General features: G+C 63.6%; 13 protein-coding genes, 1 tRNA gene and 1 pseudogene. 9 read left to right on the top strand and 6 right to left on the bottom strand.

The window, feature by feature from the left end; translation table 11 throughout:
• Positions 1–189: 189 nt before the first annotated feature.
• Both H8S62_RS16705 and H8S62_RS18740 read left to right on the top strand, forming a co-directional pair.
• On the top strand, positions 190–1,854 hold the full coding sequence (locus H8S62_RS16705) for a formate--tetrahydrofolate ligase (RefSeq protein ID WP_186920321.1): 1,665 nt from the start codon (positions 190–192) through the stop codon (positions 1,852–1,854).
• A 190-nt stretch (positions 1,855–2,044) separates the two neighbouring features.
• Positions 2,045–2,122: pseudogene (locus H8S62_RS18740) on the top strand (formate--tetrahydrofolate ligase); the annotation flags it as partial.
• 180 nt (positions 2,123–2,302) lie between these two features.
• Here H8S62_RS18740 and H8S62_RS18440 read toward each other — a convergent pair.
• Complete coding sequence (locus H8S62_RS18440; protein WP_186920319.1) at positions 2,303–3,133, bottom strand: endonuclease VIII; 831 nt, start codon at positions 3,131–3,133, stop codon at positions 2,303–2,305.
• A gap of 109 nt (positions 3,134–3,242) precedes the next feature.
• Positions 3,243–4,106, bottom strand: coding sequence for an NAD(P)-binding domain-containing protein (locus tag H8S62_RS16690; RefSeq protein WP_186920318.1), 864 nt, complete (start codon positions 4,104–4,106; stop codon positions 3,243–3,245).
• A gap of 334 nt (positions 4,107–4,440) precedes the next feature.
• Between H8S62_RS16690 and H8S62_RS16685 the strand changes: the two genes are divergently transcribed.
• From H8S62_RS16685 to H8S62_RS16665, 5 genes are all read left to right on the top strand, one after another.
• A complete protein-coding gene (locus H8S62_RS16685) occupies positions 4,441–5,034 on the top strand; it encodes a cytidylate kinase-like family protein (RefSeq protein WP_155145593.1) in 594 nt (197 codons plus the stop codon).
• A 48-nt stretch (positions 5,035–5,082) separates the two neighbouring features.
• A complete protein-coding gene (locus H8S62_RS16680; protein WP_155145591.1) occupies positions 5,083–6,477 on the top strand; it encodes an MATE family efflux transporter in 1,395 nt (464 codons plus the stop codon).
• A 141-nt stretch (positions 6,478–6,618) separates the two neighbouring features.
• Positions 6,619–6,705, top strand: a tRNA-Leu gene (locus H8S62_RS16675).
• A 638-nt stretch (positions 6,706–7,343) separates the two neighbouring features.
• The gene (locus H8S62_RS16670; protein ID WP_155157538.1) at positions 7,344–7,808 is read left to right on the top strand and encodes a hypothetical protein; all 465 of its coding nucleotides are present in this window, start codon (positions 7,344–7,346) and stop codon (positions 7,806–7,808) included.
• Positions 7,809–8,107: 299 nt separating this feature from the next.
• A complete protein-coding gene (locus H8S62_RS16665; protein WP_186920317.1) occupies positions 8,108–9,001 on the top strand; it encodes a ribonuclease Z in 894 nt (297 codons plus the stop codon).
• A gap of 55 nt (positions 9,002–9,056) precedes the next feature.
• On the opposite strand, the gene H8S62_RS18435 is transcribed toward H8S62_RS16665, so the two are convergent.
• The 3 genes from H8S62_RS18435 to H8S62_RS16650 all read right to left on the bottom strand — a co-directional run bounded on the left by H8S62_RS18435 (position 9,057) and on the right by H8S62_RS16650 (position 12,785).
• Positions 9,057–9,359: a sensor histidine kinase gene (locus H8S62_RS18435; RefSeq protein ID WP_279287769.1), complete on the bottom strand. Its 303-nt coding sequence runs from the start codon at positions 9,357–9,359 to the stop codon at positions 9,057–9,059.
• Positions 9,360–9,546: 187 nt separating this feature from the next.
• On the bottom strand, positions 9,547–10,833 hold the full coding sequence (locus tag H8S62_RS16655) for a CapA family protein (RefSeq protein ID WP_186920315.1): 1,287 nt from the start codon (positions 10,831–10,833) through the stop codon (positions 9,547–9,549).
• Between the two features lie 38 nt (positions 10,834–10,871).
• Positions 10,872–12,785, bottom strand: a complete 1,914-nt coding sequence (locus tag H8S62_RS16650) for a serine hydrolase (protein ID WP_186920314.1) — start codon at positions 12,783–12,785, stop codon at positions 10,872–10,874.
• A gap of 342 nt (positions 12,786–13,127) precedes the next feature.
• Between H8S62_RS16650 and H8S62_RS16645 the strand changes: the two genes are divergently transcribed.
• Positions 13,128–14,903 carry an oleate hydratase gene (locus tag H8S62_RS16645; RefSeq protein WP_186920313.1) on the top strand — a complete coding sequence of 592 codons (1,776 nt, stop codon included), beginning with the start codon at positions 13,128–13,130 and terminating at the stop codon, positions 14,901–14,903.
• Positions 14,904–15,087: 184 nt separating this feature from the next.
• Here H8S62_RS16645 and H8S62_RS16640 read toward each other — a convergent pair whose 3' ends face one another.
• Positions 15,088–15,384, bottom strand: a complete 297-nt coding sequence (locus H8S62_RS16640; protein WP_186920312.1) for a hypothetical protein — start codon at positions 15,382–15,384, stop codon at positions 15,088–15,090.
• Positions 15,385–15,708: 324 nt separating this feature from the next.
• On the opposite strand from H8S62_RS16640, the gene H8S62_RS16635 reads away from it, so the two are divergent.
• Positions 15,709–15,935 (top strand): hypothetical protein (locus H8S62_RS16635; protein WP_423788681.1); only part of this gene is annotated, 227 nt, incomplete at its 3' end.

Genomic DNA, 15,935 nt, shown 5'->3' with positions numbered 1-15,935 from the left:
CACCACATGGAGTATAGCCGCAGGGTCAGATGGAACACAGCCGAAACGCCCCCGGGCCTCTTTCCGCCGATTCTCCCACGGACCCCAGAAAAGGCCGACCGTCTGGGCGCACTACGTACCTGAGTAGTGCGCCCTTTTCAATCGGCAAGACTTTCCAATATTAGGAATTCTAAAGGAGGAGCAGAGCAGATGAAGACCGACATCGAAATTGCCCAGGAGTCCACAATGCTTCCTATTACGGAAATCGCAGCCAAGCTGGGTATCGGGGAAAACGCCCTGGAGCCCTACGGCCGCACCAAGGCCAAACTGGATATCGGCGCGCTCCGGGATTTGCCCCGGAAGGGCAAGCTCATTCTGGTCACCGCCATCAACCCCACCCCTGCCGGCGAGGGTAAGACCACCACCAGCGTGGGGCTGTCCGACGCGCTGAATCTGCTGGGCAAGAAGGTGGTTCTGGCGCTGCGGGAGCCCTCCCTGGGGCCCGTCTTCGGCGTGAAGGGCGGGGCGGCCGGCGGCGGCTACGCCCAGGTGGTGCCCATGGAGGATATCAACCTCCACTTTACCGGCGACTTCCACGCCATCGGCGCGGCCAACAACCTGCTCTCGGCGATGCTGGACAACCACATCCAGCAGGGCAACGCCCTGGACATCGATGTGCGGAAAATCACCTGGAAGCGCTGCCTGGACATGAACGACCGGCAGCTGCGCAGCATTGTCTGCGGGCTAGGCGGCAAGGTCAACGGCGTGCCCCGGGAGGATGGGTTCGACATCACGGTCGCCAGCGAGATTATGGCGGTGCTCTGCCTCTCCTCCGGCCTGATGGATTTGAAGGAGCGGCTGGGCCGGATGGTGGTGGCCTACACCCGCAGCGACAAGCCCGTAACCGCCCGGGATCTGAAGGCCGACGGGGCCATGACCGCCCTCCTGAAGGACGCCATCAAGCCCAACCTGGTCCAGACCCTGGAGCACACCCCTGCCCTCATCCACGGCGGGCCCTTCGCCAACATCGCCCACGGCTGCAACTCCATCTCCGCCACCGACACCGCCCTCAAGCTGGGCGACTATGTGGTGACCGAGGCGGGCTTCGGCGCCGATCTGGGCGCGGAGAAGTTCCTGGACATCAAGTGCCGCTATGGCGGCCTGGTCCCCTCCGCCGTGGTGGTGGTGGCCACCGTACGGGCCCTCAAGCACCACGGGGGCGTGGCCAAGGCGGACCTCAACAGCGAGAATCTGGAGGCCCTGGAGAAGGGCCTGCCCAACCTCCTGCAGCACGTGGGGAACATCCGTGAGGTCTACGGTCTGCCCTGCGTGGTGGCCATCAACGCCTTCCCCACCGACACCGCCGCCGAGCTCAAGCTGGTGGAGGACAAGTGCAGGGAGCTGGGGGTCAACGTGGCCCTCTCCGAGGTGTGGGCCAAGGGCGGCGCGGGCGGCAGGGCCCTGGCCGAGGAGGTCCTGCGCCTCTGCGAGACGCCAAGCGAGTTCCGCTTCAGCTACGACGCGGCGGACAGCATCGAGAACAAGCTGAACGCCATCGCCGCCAAAATCTATCACGCCGACGGCGTGGACCTCACCCCCAATGCGAAAAAGCAGCTCAAACAGCTGGAGGAGCTGGGGTACGGCGGCCTGCCCATCTGCATGGCCAAGACCCAGTACTCCTTCTCCGACGACGCGGCCCTGCTGGGTGCGCCCAAGGGCTTCCGCATTACGGTGCGCAACCTGAAGGTCTCCGCCGGCGCGGGCTTCGTGGTGGCCCTCACGGGCGATATTATGACCATGCCGGGCCTACCCAAGGTCCCTGCCGCGGAGAAAATCGACGTGGATGAAAACGGGGTTATCTCGGGGCTGTTCTGAGTCGGGCATGGTCATGACCGCCGCAAGTGCGGCGCACAAGCGTTTTGGCCCGGGTATGGCTTGCCCGCCGGTATGCGTACCGGCCCGCAACGGCGCTGAGGCGGCCAAAACCTTGAAATCGGTGGAATTCATTTCCACCGATTTGAATGAAATCCGGGGTCCCCGCGCGGCCTTGGCCGGGTGGGGAGCCATGCCGGGCCTACCCAAGGTCCCTGCCGCGGAGAAAATCGACGTGGATGAAAACGGGGTTATCTCGGGGCTGTTCTGAGCAGTACATAACGAGCGTGGACGGCATGTGCCGTCCACGCTCGCTTTTTACGGGGTTACGGAGGCATATTGGGAAGCCCTGGCCCCGCAGCGCAGGGGCCGCAGCTCCTTCCATGAGCGGGGAGGCGGAGACAGAGCAAGACTTCCCCTGCGTGGGAAGCCTTGGTGCGGCGGGGATATCCTAAAGTTTCAGCGGCTGGCAGTGGGGACAGAAGTAGATGTTGCCGCCCAGGTAGGCCTGGCGCTGGATGGCGCCCAGGCAGTAGGGGCAGGGATGCTTCACCGTCTTGGCGGAGAGAAGGGTGCGGTAGCCGCCTGGATTGCCGAAGAGGTCCTTCTCCGTGTCCCGGCCCCCCTTGGCGGCCATGTCGGCCAGGACCGATTTGACGCGGTGGAAGAGGGTATCCAGCTCCCCGTCCGTCAGGGCGGAGAGCTTGGTTTTGGGGTGGATGCGGGCGGTGAAGAGGATGTCCTGCAAAACCCCGTTGCCCAGGCCGGGGATACGCTGCTCAGTGGCGAGGAAGGCCTTGGCGGTGAGGCTGGGGCCGGCGCTGGAGAGGAGAGAGGACCAGTAGTCCGCGTCGAAACCTTCCGAGAGGGGCGTGGGCTTCTCCCTGGTGACCAGATAGTAGAAATTGTCGTTCTCACCGTCGCGGAAGCACTCCAGGCTGCCGTACATCTGGACGGTGCAGACCAGATGGGAGCCGTCGTCCAGGCCCAGGAGAAGCTGGTGCTTCTTCGGCACGGCCGCGCCGGGGGCCAGGTAGCGGAGGTTTGCGCCGTCCCCCAGGGTCAGGCGGTAATCCCCCAGGGCCAGCTCCACCAGACGGGCCAGGGGGTAGGCGGCGTCGATGGTGCGGCCGGTGAGGAGCAGGGGATAGTTGGCGCTGTCCCCGGTGAAGAAGGCGAAGCGGTGGGGAGAGGCCCCGGCCGCAACGGAGATAATTTCCCGGCCCAGGACGGTCTCGCCGAGCTGGCGGGCTATCGTTTGGGCCTCGGGCAGTTCCAGCATGAAAAGCCCTCCTTTCAAATCCATCTGGGGGTATGATACCGCGCAAACCCTGACATCCGGTGTCAGGATTTACGGGAAATTTATGATTAAGGGAGGGACATTCCCGGCGTCAGGGCTGGTAGTACTTGATGAGGCCCTGGGTGCCCAGGTCGCCGAAGCCGGACTCCTCCAGGGAGCGGCACTCGCCCAGGACCTGCTGCAGCACGGGGAGGGTGAGGTCCGCGGCCCTGGCCTCCTCGTCGGCCAGGCCCATATCCTTGATGAAATGCTTCATGATGAAGCCGGGGGCGAAGTCGCCGGCGACCATCTTTGGACCCATGGCGGTCATCTGGAAGGAACCGGCCGCACCGGTGGAGATGGCGGAGAGGAGGGCGGTGGGGTCCAGGCCCTTGGCGCCGGCGTAGGTCAGCGCCTCGCAGACGCCGGAGAGGGCCCCGGCGATGGCGATCTGGTTGGCCATCTTGGCGTGCTGGCCCGCGCCCGCGCCGCCGAAATGGACGATGTTCCTGCCCATGGCCTCGAAGAGGGGCATGCAGGCTTGGAAATCGGCCTCGTCCCCGCCCACCAGGATGGAGAGGGTGCCGGCTCTGGCCCCGGTGTCGCCGCCGGTGACGGGGGCGTCCAGGGGGTGGAGATCCCTCTCCCGGCCCGCGGCCCAGATGCGCGCGGAGAGGGCGGGGCTGGTGGTGGTCATGTCCACCAGATAGGCCCCGGCAGGGGCGTTTTCAATGATGCCGCCCGCGCCGAAATAGACGGCCTCCACGTCGGCGGGGTAGCCCACGATGGTGCAGACGGCGTCGGCGTGCTTTACGCAATCGGCCACGGTGTCCGCCCAGGCCGCCCCCTCGGCGATGACGTCCTCGCACTTGGACCGGGTGCGGCTGTAGATGGTGAGTGAGAAGCCGGCCTTCATGAGATTGCGGACCATCGCCTTGCCCATGATACCCACGCCGATAAAACTGATATGTTTCACTGTGGTCACTCCTTCATAAGTCGTGTTCTCCCCCTATCCTAAGGCCTGGGACGGGAGGCTGTCAAGGAGAAACAGATTTCCGGGGGAAAAACGCCGCAATCTAAGCTGTTTTCACAAAATTGAAACGGATGATTGACCTTACGGCTAAATTCCAGTATAATGAAATCGTAAGGGAAGGCGGTCAGCTCTTCCAGCCTTATCGCCGCCGAAGGGCGGTTTTTTTCATCCTTGTGTGGGGATGAGCGCCGGGGTACGTGCTCCGGCGCGGGGAAATCGCCAATGTATTTTCCACCATACTTTTTGTCGCCGCTATGCGGCAGAAACGGAGGTTTTTATGAAGACTATCGTTACCATCGGCCGGGAGTACGGCTCCGGCGGCCGCATCGTTGCCCAGCGCCTGGCGGAGAAGCTGGGCGTCCCCTTCTACGACAAGGAGGTCATCCAGGGCGTCGCCAAGAAGACCGGCTTTGCGGAGAATTTTGTCCGGGAGGCCGAGCGCCGTCCCACCAACAGCTTTATGTACGACCTGTACTTCTCCACCCACTCCCTGTCCATCCCCGACCAGGTGTTTATCGCCCAGTCCGGGGTCATCAAGGATCTGGCGGACAAGGGCGGCTGCGTCATCGTGGGCCGCTGCGCCGACTACATCCTGCGCGAGCACAAGGAGCTGCTGCGCACCTTTGTCTACGCGCCTCTGGAGCAGCGCGTGCAGCGCGCCCGTGAGGAGTACCACGACAAGGAGGACAACCTGGAGGGCTTCGTCATCCGCCAGGATAAGCAGCGCGCCTCCTACTACAATTATTTCACCAGCATCCGCTGGGGCGATCGCAAGAGCTATGACCTCTGCGTCAGCTCCGCCCTGGGGCTGGACACCGCTGTGGAGATCATCTACCATGCGGCCCTCGCCAGGGAGGCCCAGCTCGGCTGAGCGGACGCAGGGCGGGAAGTGTGAATTGAAAGGAATGTAAAATTTTATATGTCCGAGCGTATCCCAGAGAATAAGATGGGCGTCATGCCCGTGAACAAGCTCCTGCTGTCCATGTCGGTGCCGATGATGCTGTCCATGCTGATTCAGGCCCTCTATAACGTGGTGGACAGCGTATTCGTGGCCCAGATCAGCGAGCGGGCCCTCACTGCCGTCGGTATGGCCTTCCCCATTCAAAACATTATGATCGCCCTGGCCGTGGGCACCGGCGTGGGCGTCAACGCCCTTCTCTCCAAGAGCCTGGGCGAGAAGGATTTCGAGCGGGCCAACAAGACCGCCGACAACGGCGTCTTCCTCACCGCCGTTTCCTGCGTGGTGTTCATGGTGGTCGGCACGCTGCTGGCCCGACCCTTCTACCTGGCTCAGACCGATATCCCCGAAATTGTGGAGTACGGCGTGGACTACATGGTGGTCTGCTGCATCGGCTCCTTCGGCATCTTCATTGAGATCATCTTCGAGCGGCTGCTCCAGTCCACCGGCCGCACGTTCTACACCATGATCACCCAGGGCGTCGGCGCCATATTCAACATCGTCTTCGACCCCATCCTGATCTTCGGCCTGGGGCCCTTCCCCAAGATGGGCGTGACCGGCGCTGCGCTGGCCACCGTCCTGGGCCAGATTGTGGCGGCCATTCTGGCCGTCCTGCTCAACCACTTCAAAAACCCGGAGATCAAGCTCTCCCTGCGGCACTTTCGGCCTGACGGCTGGATTATCAGGAAAATCTACGCCGTGGGTCTCCCCTCCATTATCATGAACTCCATCAGCTCCCTGATGATCTTCGGCATGAACAAAATCCTGCTGGGCTTTACGGACACAGCCGCCGCGGTCCTCACGGTTTACGGCAAGGTGCAGAGCTTCGTCTTCATGCCCATTTTCGGCCTTAACAACGGCATGGTACCCATCATCGCCTACAATTACGGCGCCCGCCGGAAGGACCGGCTGATGAAGACCGTGAAGCTCTCCATGGTCTATGCCGTCGCCATCATGGCGGTGGGGCTTATCATCATGCAGCTCATCCCCGACAAGATTCTCCTGATCTTCAACGCCTCGGACGATATGCTGCGTATCGGCATACCCGCCATGCGGATCATCAGCATCTGTTTCCCACTGGCGGGGTACAACATCATCACCTCCTCCACCTTCCAGGCCCTGGGCCGGGGCATTCAGAGCATGCTGGTGTCCATTATCCGCCAGCTGGTGGTCCTGCTGCCCGCCGCCTGGCTCCTTGCAAAGCTGGGCGAGGTGACCCTGGTCTGGTGGGCCTACCCGATTGCGGAGCTCTCCTCACTGCTGCTGTGCACCCTCTTCTTCCTGGGGGCTTACCGCACCATCATCAAGCCCATGGATCATCCCGGGCTGAAAGAGGCCGAACTAAACAATCCCTGAGAACGCAACTGATGAAGCCGCCTCCCGGCCCGGCCGGGAGGCGGCTCTGCCTTCGCGGGAGCGGCGGGGTGTTTACCGGCAGAACCGGGAAAAACAGCTTGCCAAGCAGGCAAAAATGCGGTATAATATCCAGCGTTACATGCCGGTATGATGGAATTGGTAGACGTGACGGACTCAAAATCCGTTGGTGGCGACATCGTGTCGGTTCGAGTCCGACTACCGGCACCAAAAAAGAAGCACTGGCAAAGCCAGTGCTTCTTTTTTGGGTTCCGCCGCCTTTGGGCGGCTCCACCCGGTTCATTTTATCTGCTCGGGCGGAGTGAATCCGCCCGGCATCAAGATTTTTGCCGAAGGCAAAAATGCTTGGCACGCCGCACTCGCGGCGAATTTTTTTCAGACTTCGGGTTTGACTTTCCTGTCCCTCTTTTTGGGTTCCGCCGCCTTTGGCGGCTCCACCCGGTTTATTTCATCTGCTCGGGCGGAGTAAATCCGCCCGGCATCAAGGTTTTGCCGTTGGCAAAAACGCTTGGGACGCCGCACTCGCGGCAGTATCTCCTCCGGCTTCGATTTAACTCACAGTGCCGGAACAGGGGCAGGCCGGAGGCGGCTAGCAGCAGCGCGACAGTCTGCCCGCCACGCTGCTGCTGGCCGCCGGATAGCTGGCTGGGCAGATGAGTCCTCCGATTTTAGGGTCCAGAAGGTCATTATTTGCTGATGAGGATGGCCGGTATTCCAAGCGGCTCCTGGGCTTCACACCCACGCAGGTAAGAGCTTGTCATACCGGCTGCTATACTATATAATTTTGGATATGAGTTCGCATTTTCATCAATTCCTGGAGGGGGGCAATCTTGATGGATTCAGTTTATATGGCTTTTCTGGTCCTTGCCGGGCTTCCACTGCTGGCCTTCGTCATTTCGGTCCTGTGGGTCATGATGGCGCGGAGGAACCGGGACCTGGCCCGGGACGAGTGGGCGGCCGAAAGGACGGACACCGGGGCGGAGAACGCGCGGATGATAATCGTCCTGGCCTATGGCGGGACAAAGGTCATCTATGGCGTCGTTCAGGCGTTCTACCTGGCCATGCAGAGCGGATGCTTCAGCGGCATGCCGGAAGCTCTGGAGCTGGGACTCAGCCTCCCGGCGTTCTGCGCGCTCTTCGGCGCCGTCAACGCCCTCACCACGCTGGCCGGGGGCGGCGTTGCGGCGGGCGCGGTCAGGAGGGAGGCCCTCACCGATATGGAGGGGTTCCGCCGTACCATCATCAAGCTGTGCCTGGTGGAGTTCGCGGCCATCTGCGGCTTGCTGGCGTCTTTCCTGCTCATCCTCTTCTGAATCAGCCGGCAACTCTATGGGGTGTGGAATCCGCGGCGGGGCTGACGCAAGTCCGGCCCACCTTGACGCGGTACCTTCGCCTGCCGCTTTTACCATCGGCGCTCTCCCGCTCCGCCGCGGGCGGGGGAGCGCCGAAATCGTCAAAGCGGTGGTCAGACAATATTTTTAGAAAACACCAGTATACCTGTCCGCCATCAACGAACCCTATAGAAAAAGCATTTTGAAAGTCAGCGGTTAGAAAAGAAGCGGCGGAAAGAAGACCGTCATTTCAGCTTGAGGGCTGAGGAAAGGGAGGAGCCATGCTGAGCGTATGCCTGCCGGGGACCGGCGGGATGCTGCCGCTGCCCGGGCGGTGGCTGACCTGCTGCTGGATGGAGTATCAGGGCGGCGCCCTGCTCATCGACTGCGGGGAGGGGACCCAGATCGCCCTGCGGGAGGCGGGCTGTAAGCTGAGCCGCCTGGAGACCATCCTCATCACCCACTTCCACGCCGACCATGTGATGGGCCTTCCGGGGCTTCTGCTCTCCTTGGGGAACACCGGGCGCACCGAGCCTTTGCTCATCGCCGGGCCTCCGGGGCTGCGGGAGGTGCTCACCGCTCTTCTGGTGGTGGCGCCGCTGCCGTTTCCGGTCCATGCGGCGGAGCTCCTGCCGGGGGATACGCTGCCCGGCTGGGAGGGCCTCACCATGACCTGCCGGGCGCTGGACCACCGGGTGCCCTGCTACGGCTGGCGGATCGAGGTCGCGCGCAAGCCGGTCTTCAGCCCCGAAAAGGCAGGACTGCTCCGTATTCCGCAGCAGTTCTACCGCGCACTGCACGCCGGGGAGGCGGTCACGCTGGAGGACGGGCGGCTGATCCTGCCGGAGCAGGTGCTCTCCGGCGTGCGGGAGCCCTATGTGGTCAGCTACTCCACCGACACCAGGCCGGTGGAGGCGGTGGCGGAGCTTGGCCGGAACGCCGGGCTCATGATTGCGGAAGGGCTGTACGGGGCGGATGCGGAGAAGGCCCACGAAAAGGGACACATGGTATTCGCCGAGGCTGGGGAGCTGGCCCGGCGGGCCGGGGCGAAGCGCCTCTGGATCACCCACTACAGCCCTGCGCTCACCGCCCCGTGGGAGGCGCTCAGCGCCGCCCGGGCGATTTTTCCTGAATCCGTGGCTGCCTGCGACGGCATCAGAATGGAGCTGAAATAGAGCCGCCTGTCCCGATGGCGGAAAGCAGGCTTTCCGCCCTGCCCGGCTCACGCATTCATGAAGCAGCCGGGCATTGACCCGGCTGCTTCATGAGCGGCGATTTTAATTGCCTGCATGATTGGCCCCAAAGGTTATGGTGAATGCCGAGTCGGCCCCCTTGGGTCGTCACCTCTATCGCTCCGCCATGCCGCGCCGCGACCATCCTGACGACCGCCAGGCCCAGGCCGAAGCCGGGGATCTGCTGGGAGCGGGAGGGATCGGCCCGGTAGAAGGGCTCAAAGATATGGGGCAGGGCGTCCGCCGTCCCATCTGCCTGGGCGGCCTCCGGATTCGCCAGGGTCAGGAGGCCGTCCGCCATCTCTGCCTCCGGAAAGGATACCATGCGCTTTGTTGGAGTTTCGTTAGACCGGGGTTTTCCGCCGCATTCCATCTGGGAAGCGACATCCCAGGCCCGGCATATCGCCGGCGGCGCTGGAGACGCTCTTTCAGCCGGCATGACGGAAAAGAAGGGCCGGCCTTTGCTTTGGATTCCGCTGCCTTTGGGTTTACGCGGCGGGTTCGTCCGAGGGCTCCTGCCGGGAGCCCTCCGCCCGGGGGTCGTGTTCGGGGCCCAAAATCCTGTGGCAGTCCTCTATGGCGCGGGTGAGCCTGGCCTCCAGGCCGGGCTCCGGCGGCTGGGCGCCGCTGAGGGCGGCATGGGCGTCGATGAGCCCGAAGCGCCCGCTGCCGCCCCCGCGGTCCAGCATCAGCAGGGGGACGTAGGTCCAGTCCGTTACGGCTGCCTCCCCGGTGACGTTATCCCTCGTCAGCTCCAGGGTAAGGACCACCGTGGTGTCGGTGAGAGCGTAGTTCTGGGAGGAGATGAAATTGCCCAGGGAATAGCAGACGAAGCCCGTATGCCCGCGCCCGTCCGCGCCCGTCACAGTCCGCTGCTCCATGGGCTGGAGGACGTGGGGGTGGCCGCCCAGGACGAGGTCCGCGCCGTTTTCAATCAGGAGATCCGCAAGGCGCTCCTGATACTCGTTCTGCTCGACGCGGTACTCCACGCCCCAGTGAATCATGACGGCGATGAGGTCGGTCTCCAGCGCCCGGGCGGCCGCCATATCCCGGAGGAGCCGGTCTGTGTCCGGCGTGGAGAGGCTGGTCATATAGTCGGTGTTGAAGAGATTTACGCAGAAGGGCGCGTCGCCGGAGAGCGGGATGCCGTTGGTGCCGTAGGTGTACCCCAGAAAGGCCACCGAGATGCCGCCCACGTCGGCCACCGTGATATCGGACTGGGCCTCCTCCAAAGTCCGGCTGGTGCCCACATGGGCGAGACCCGCCTCGTCCAGCACGTCCAGCGTGCGGGAGAGGCCCTGAAAGCCGGTGTCCATGCAGTGGTTATTGGCGGTGAGGAGCAGATCGAAGCCCAGGGACTTCAAATCATAGGCCAGGGCGTCGGGCGAGTGAAACCGGGGATAGCCCGAGTACCCGGGACCGCCGGCCAGGGTGGTCTCCAGGTTGGCGACGGCGTAGTCGGCGGCGGAGACATAGGGTTCGGCCTCGGCCATAATGGGGGTGTAGTCGTAGACGCCCCGCTCCGCGTCCCAGGCGTCGTTGGTGACGGGCATATGGCTCATGACGTCGCCGCAGACAGCGAGTGTTGCCACTGTGGGGGCGGGCGGCTCCGGGTCCGGGGCGGGCGTGGGCGTGGGCGTCGGGACGGGGGCGGGCGGAGCCGTCTGTGACTCCAGGGGCATATCGGCGGTGTGGACGGGGGGAGCGCCCGCGCAGCCGCCCAGGGAAATCAGCAGGCAGACGGCCGGCAGAAGGGTGAACAATCGTTTCAGCATAGGACCTCCATGTCGTATCGGGACGGATGAGATGCACATCAGGCGAGAACCTCATAAATGTACCGGGTGATATCGCCGCAGACGGCGTAGATACCCCGGTCGTCCCTGGCGGCGCTGGCCCCGGTGGTGAGAACCACCACGCCGTCCCCAGTGTCGGGGTCGTAGGAGATGCAGTTGTAGACGCCGTAAGAGCTGCCGGTGTGGTAGAAGAGGCCGCCGCGGCCGTAGATATCCTCCTGGTAGCGGAGCGGGTGGCATTGGACGAACGGGCAGGACTCCTCCGGGGCGCTGGGGATGCCCAGGGGAGATTCCATCATCTCCACCGACTCGGCGGAGAGCACCCGCAGCCCCTCGCAGACGCCGTCGCCCGCGAGGACGGCCACCAGCTTGGCCAGATCGGCGGCGGAGATGGTGAAGCCGCCCGCGAAGAAGCGGCCCGTGGCCCCGGGGGTGGCGGAGGCGAGTCCCAGGGACTTCTGGGCGCTGACGGAGCGCTCCACCCCGCCGCTGTGGTTGTAGAGGGTGGCGAGAAGGTCGGTGTTGCGGATGCTCCCGGTCTCAAAGGCGGCGTCGATATCCAGGCTGCGGAAGATACGCTGGGTCATAACGTCGTCCATCACCTGGCCCGCCGCCTGCTCCAGGGTCATGCCCAGCACGGCGAAGGCGTAGTTATTATAGCCCCAGGAGCAGATGGAGCCGGGCTGGACGCGGCTGAAGCCGGCGCCGCCGGAGAGCCGGCTCCGGACCTGGGCGTACTCCCGGGACACGCCGTCCCCCGCCAGAAAGATGGAGGAGGTGTGGGAGAGAATGGCCCGCAGGGTGATGGGGGCGTCGGGGTAATCGGGATTTCGCACCCGGCAGCCCCAGTAGGTCCCCAGGTCCTCGTCCAGGTCTATCACGCCCTCCTCCCTAAGGCACATGGCCCCCATGGCCAGCGCCACCTTGGACAGGGAGGCCACCCGCAGCTTGTGGTCTGCCGTCATGGGGTCGCCGTATTCGGATGTGACAAGGGCGCCGCCGGCGTCGTCATAGGTACAGAGCTGGTAGCGGGTGGCCCAGCCCCCGGCATAGGTGTCGGTGACCGCGCCGCCCTCCACCACGGCCACCTGGACGCCGACTGCGCCGTACTCCCGCGCCGCAGCGTCCACGGCGGCCTGGATTTCTTCATGATGGTCCCGGCTGGCGCTGGATACGGTTCTGACGCAGCCGGCGGCGATTTCGCAGGCCACGCTCTCGGCCTCGCCATAGGCCAGAAGACACACCAGGGTCTGGGCGAACTGGCCCCGGGAGACGCTGACGTCGGGGCAGAGGGAGAAGCCCGCAAGGCCGCTGAAAACCCCGGCGCCCACCGCCCAGGACAGGGACGGTTCGGCGGAGTCCGGCGCCAGGGCGGAGTCGTCAAAGGCCTCCAGGCTCCCGGAGAGGGCGGTGTCGTACCCCATCAGGCCGGCGTAGCGGTAGAGCATGGCGGCCAGCTCGGCGCGGGTCACCCGGTCCGCGGGACGGAACAGCCCCCCGGGTGTGCCGGCGTCAACGCCTGTCTCCGCCGCCCATGCCGCGCCGGAGGCGCACCAGTCGCCGGCGGAGACGTCGGAGAAGCGCCCGTCGTAGTCGGCGGTCCGGCCGGACATCCGCTGGAGGACCGTGACCACCGTGGCCCGGTCCACCAGGTCGTCGGGGCGGAAGCGGCCCTCCTCGTCCCCGCGGAGGAAGCCGTGATACAGGGCATAGCTCACCGCGTCGGCATACGGGGCGTCCGCCGGCAGGTCGGCAGGCGCGGAGGCGCGGACGGTCTCCAGCGTCACGGGCCGGGAGGCTGCGGGGAGGACCGGAGGCTCCGCCACGACCGTGGAGGAGGGCGGAGGAGATTCCGCCGCCGGCGGCTCGTCCGAGCAGGCGGCGGTCAGGAGCAGGCAGGCGGACAGGAGGGCGGCGGGAATCCGGCGGCGCATCGCATTCACTCCCTTTTCCCGCCCCGCGGGAAAAATTTTTGCGCCAGGGGCCCCTGGCAGGCAGAAGAGGCGTACGCCTCTTCTGATATACGTTCAATGCAAGAATAGCTGTTTTTTGGGCAAATGTCAACATTTGACGAGCCGCGTCGTCTCCGGACACGGAGATTGGATGTACGGGGCTATCAGTCCAAATTTCAGACAGTTGCCCGGGAGTGTCGGAAATTCCGACACCCGGCGGAGGCTGTCTATGGCGGGCGCAGGCAAAGGGCGGTATCATACAACCATCAAAGAGCTCCCCCGGCAGACAAGGGGCTGCGCCACTATTTCATGGAGGTATGAGTTATGTATTACAGCAACGGTAACTATGAGGCCTTTGCCCGCCCGGAGAAGCCCGCGGGCGTGGACAGGAAATCCGCCTATCTGGTGGGGTCCGGCCTGGCCGCCCTCTCCGCCGCCTGCTTCCTGGTCCGGGACGGCCAGATGAAGGGCGAGCACATCCACATCCTGGAGGAGCTGGACATCGCCGGCGGCGCCTGCGACGGCATCAACGACCCACAGAAGGGCTTTATCATCCGGGGTGGCCGGGAGATGGAGAACCACTTCGAGTGCCTGTGGGATCTCTTCCACTCCATCCCCTCCATCGAGAATCCGGAGCACTCCGTCCTGGACGAGTACTACTGGCTCAACAAGCACGACCCCAACTACTCCCTCCAGAGGGCCACGGTGAACCGGGGCCAGGACGCCCACACCGACGGCAAGTTTGCCCTCTCGGACAAGGCGTCCATGGAGATCGTGAAGCTCTTCCTCACCCGGGATGAGGACCTCTACGACAAAAAAATCACCGACGTGTTCACCGAGGAGTTTTTCCAGTCCAACTTCTGGCTCTACTGGCAGACCATGTTCGCCTTTGAGACCTGGCACTCCGCCCTGGAGATGAAGCTCTACATCCAGCGGTTCATCCACCACATCGGCGGACTGCCCGACTTCTCCGCCCTGAAGTTTACCAAGTACAACCAGTACGAGTCCCTGATTCTGCCCATGATCAAGTACCTGGAGGACCACAACGTCCAGTTCCAGTACAACACCCGGGTGACCAACGTGCGCTTCGAGTTCCGGGACGGCAGAAAGATTGCCCGGCAGATCCTCTGCGTCCACGACGGCAGGGAGGAGGCCATCGACCTCATCGAGGACGACCTGGTCTTCGTCACCAACGGCTCCTGCACCGAGAACTCCACCCTGGGCGACAACGACACCGCGCCCGAGATGAAGACCAGGCCCGGCGAGGGCGGCTGCTGGCAGCTCTGGAAGAACATCGCCGCCCAGGACCCCGCCTTCGGCCGACCCGAGAAGTTCTGCGGCAATATTGAAAAGACCTACTGGGAGAGCGCCACCGTAACCACTCTGGACGACCGCATCCCGCCCTATCTTGAGAAAATCTGCAAGCGTGACCCCTTCGCGGGCAAGGTGACCACCGGCGGCATCGTCACCTGCAAGGACTCCTCCTGGCTCATGAGCTGGACCATCAACCGCCAGCCTCACTTCAAGGAGCAGCCCAAGGGGCAGCTGGTGGTCTGGGTCTACGGCCTTTACGGCGACCGGCCCGGCGATTTCGTCAAGAAGCCCATGCGGGAGTGCACCGGCGCGGAGATAGCGATGGAGTGGCTCTACCATGTGGGCGTGCCTGAGAGCGAGATTGAGGACATGGCCCGCAACAGCGCCCGCACCATCCCCTGCATGATGCCCTACATCACCGCCTTCTTCATGCCCCGCACCGCGGGGGACCGGCCCAAGGTGGTGCCCGAGGGCTGCGTGAACTTCGCCTTCATCGGCCAGTTCGCCGACACTGTGCGGGACACCGTCTTCACCACCGAGTACTCCGTCCGCACCGCCATGGAGGCAGTTTACACCCTGCTGGACGTGGACCGGGGCGTGCCCGAGGTCTGGGGCTCCTGCTATGACATCCGCGTCCTGCTGGACTCCACCAGCAAGATGATGGACGGAAAAAAGCTGGAGGACATCAAGCTGCCCTTCGTGGCCGAGTTCCTGGGCAAGCACGCGCTGAAAAAGGTGGACGGCACCATCATCATGGAGCTGCTGCAGCGGTACGGCCTGGTATAAGCAATCGTAAGCAATGAACAGAGAGGTCCTGCTGCCCCTTTGGGGCCGCAGGACCTCAGACTTTCAAAATTCCCTCCGCAGTAAAAGCCTCGCAGAGCTCCGCCGTCCGCAGTCGGCGGAATCAAACAAATATCCGTCATGCGGCCTGTAGTGAGGCGCAGGAACAAAACAAAGTTCCTGCGCCTCAATTATATGAGGTGAATAATCCAGTTTCGAGATCCGTCTCCAGCGACAGCCAGGTATGGTCCCCATACAGACTTGAATTTATCAGAATGGCGGAGCCGTCCTCCAGGAGTTCCAAGCCTCCGGCCTGCTCCAGCGCCCGGAAGTGGTTTTCGTAAACAGACACGCCGTACCGTCCCAGCCTGCGGAACAGAGCGCGGCTCCGCTCGCCGGCACGCAGGCGCTTTACCAGCCCCCCGCCATCCCCCTCCGGGATATAGACGGTGTGGGTGGGGCTGTCGATGAGATGAAACGCCACCGCCGCCTTGCGGAAGGGGAACGTCTCACCGCTGGCCGTTCAGACGCTCCACAAGACCGAGATACATGGGCACTCCGGCCACTGTATATGCCCTTTTAATATCGCCTCCGTTTCCCAGTATCATTCGTGACGCTGCGTCACGAGCAAAAAATTTTTTCCATTCGGCACTTTCGCGGTGCGGTCGAATGCAATTTACGAACGAAAAACAACCGTTTGCGCAAAGAGGCTTTTCTTTTTTAGGGGATATGCTATACTGCAAATGCTAATGTGTCCGAGCACAATAAGGGGGAATGTGATTTGAAATATACGGAATTAATCTCACAAATGACCTTGGAGGAGAAATGCAGTCTGCTGAGCGGGGGGACCCAGTTTACAACGAAGGCCGTGAAGCGGCTGGGCATCCCGGAGATGTACCTGTCGGACGGCCCCCACGGGCTGCGCAAGCAGGCGGGGGCGGCGGACCACCTGGGGCTGAACGCCAGTCTCCCCGCAACCTGCTTCCCCACGGCGGCGACCATGGCCAACTCCTGGGATGAGCGCCTGGGGGAGGA

The sequence above is a fragment of the Lawsonibacter faecis genome (genome assembly GCF_014287675.1).
GTDB classification, from domain to species: Bacteria; Bacillota; Clostridia; order Oscillospirales; family Oscillospiraceae; genus Pseudoflavonifractor; species Pseudoflavonifractor faecis.
The sequence above is the reverse complement of the archived record's forward strand: the minus strand, read 5'-3'. Positions and strand labels throughout refer to the sequence as shown.

Excerpts from the sequence above, each read along its gene's own strand:
- H8S62_RS16705 (WP_186920321.1), top strand. The coding sequence starts at position 190 with ATGAAGACCGACATCGAAATTGCCCAGGAGTCCACAATGCTTCCTATT.
- H8S62_RS18440 (WP_186920319.1), bottom strand. The coding sequence starts at position 3,133 with ATGCTGGAACTGCCCGAGGCCCAAACGATAGCCCGCCAGCTCGGCGAG.
- H8S62_RS16685 (WP_155145593.1), top strand. The coding sequence starts at position 4,441 with ATGAAGACTATCGTTACCATCGGCCGGGAGTACGGCTCCGGCGGCCGC.
- H8S62_RS16680 (WP_155145591.1), top strand. The coding sequence starts at position 5,083 with ATGTCCGAGCGTATCCCAGAGAATAAGATGGGCGTCATGCCCGTGAAC.
- H8S62_RS16670 (WP_155157538.1), top strand. The coding sequence starts at position 7,344 with ATGGCTTTTCTGGTCCTTGCCGGGCTTCCACTGCTGGCCTTCGTCATT.
- H8S62_RS16665 (WP_186920317.1), top strand. The coding sequence starts at position 8,108 with ATGCTGAGCGTATGCCTGCCGGGGACCGGCGGGATGCTGCCGCTGCCC.
- H8S62_RS18435 (WP_279287769.1), bottom strand. The coding sequence starts at position 9,359 with ATGGCGGACGGCCTCCTGACCCTGGCGAATCCGGAGGCCGCCCAGGCA.
- H8S62_RS16655 (WP_186920315.1), bottom strand. The coding sequence starts at position 10,833 with ATGCTGAAACGATTGTTCACCCTTCTGCCGGCCGTCTGCCTGCTGATT.
- H8S62_RS16650 (WP_186920314.1), bottom strand. The coding sequence starts at position 12,785 with ATGCGCCGCCGGATTCCCGCCGCCCTCCTGTCCGCCTGCCTGCTCCTG.
- H8S62_RS16645 (WP_186920313.1), top strand. The coding sequence starts at position 13,128 with ATGTATTACAGCAACGGTAACTATGAGGCCTTTGCCCGCCCGGAGAAG.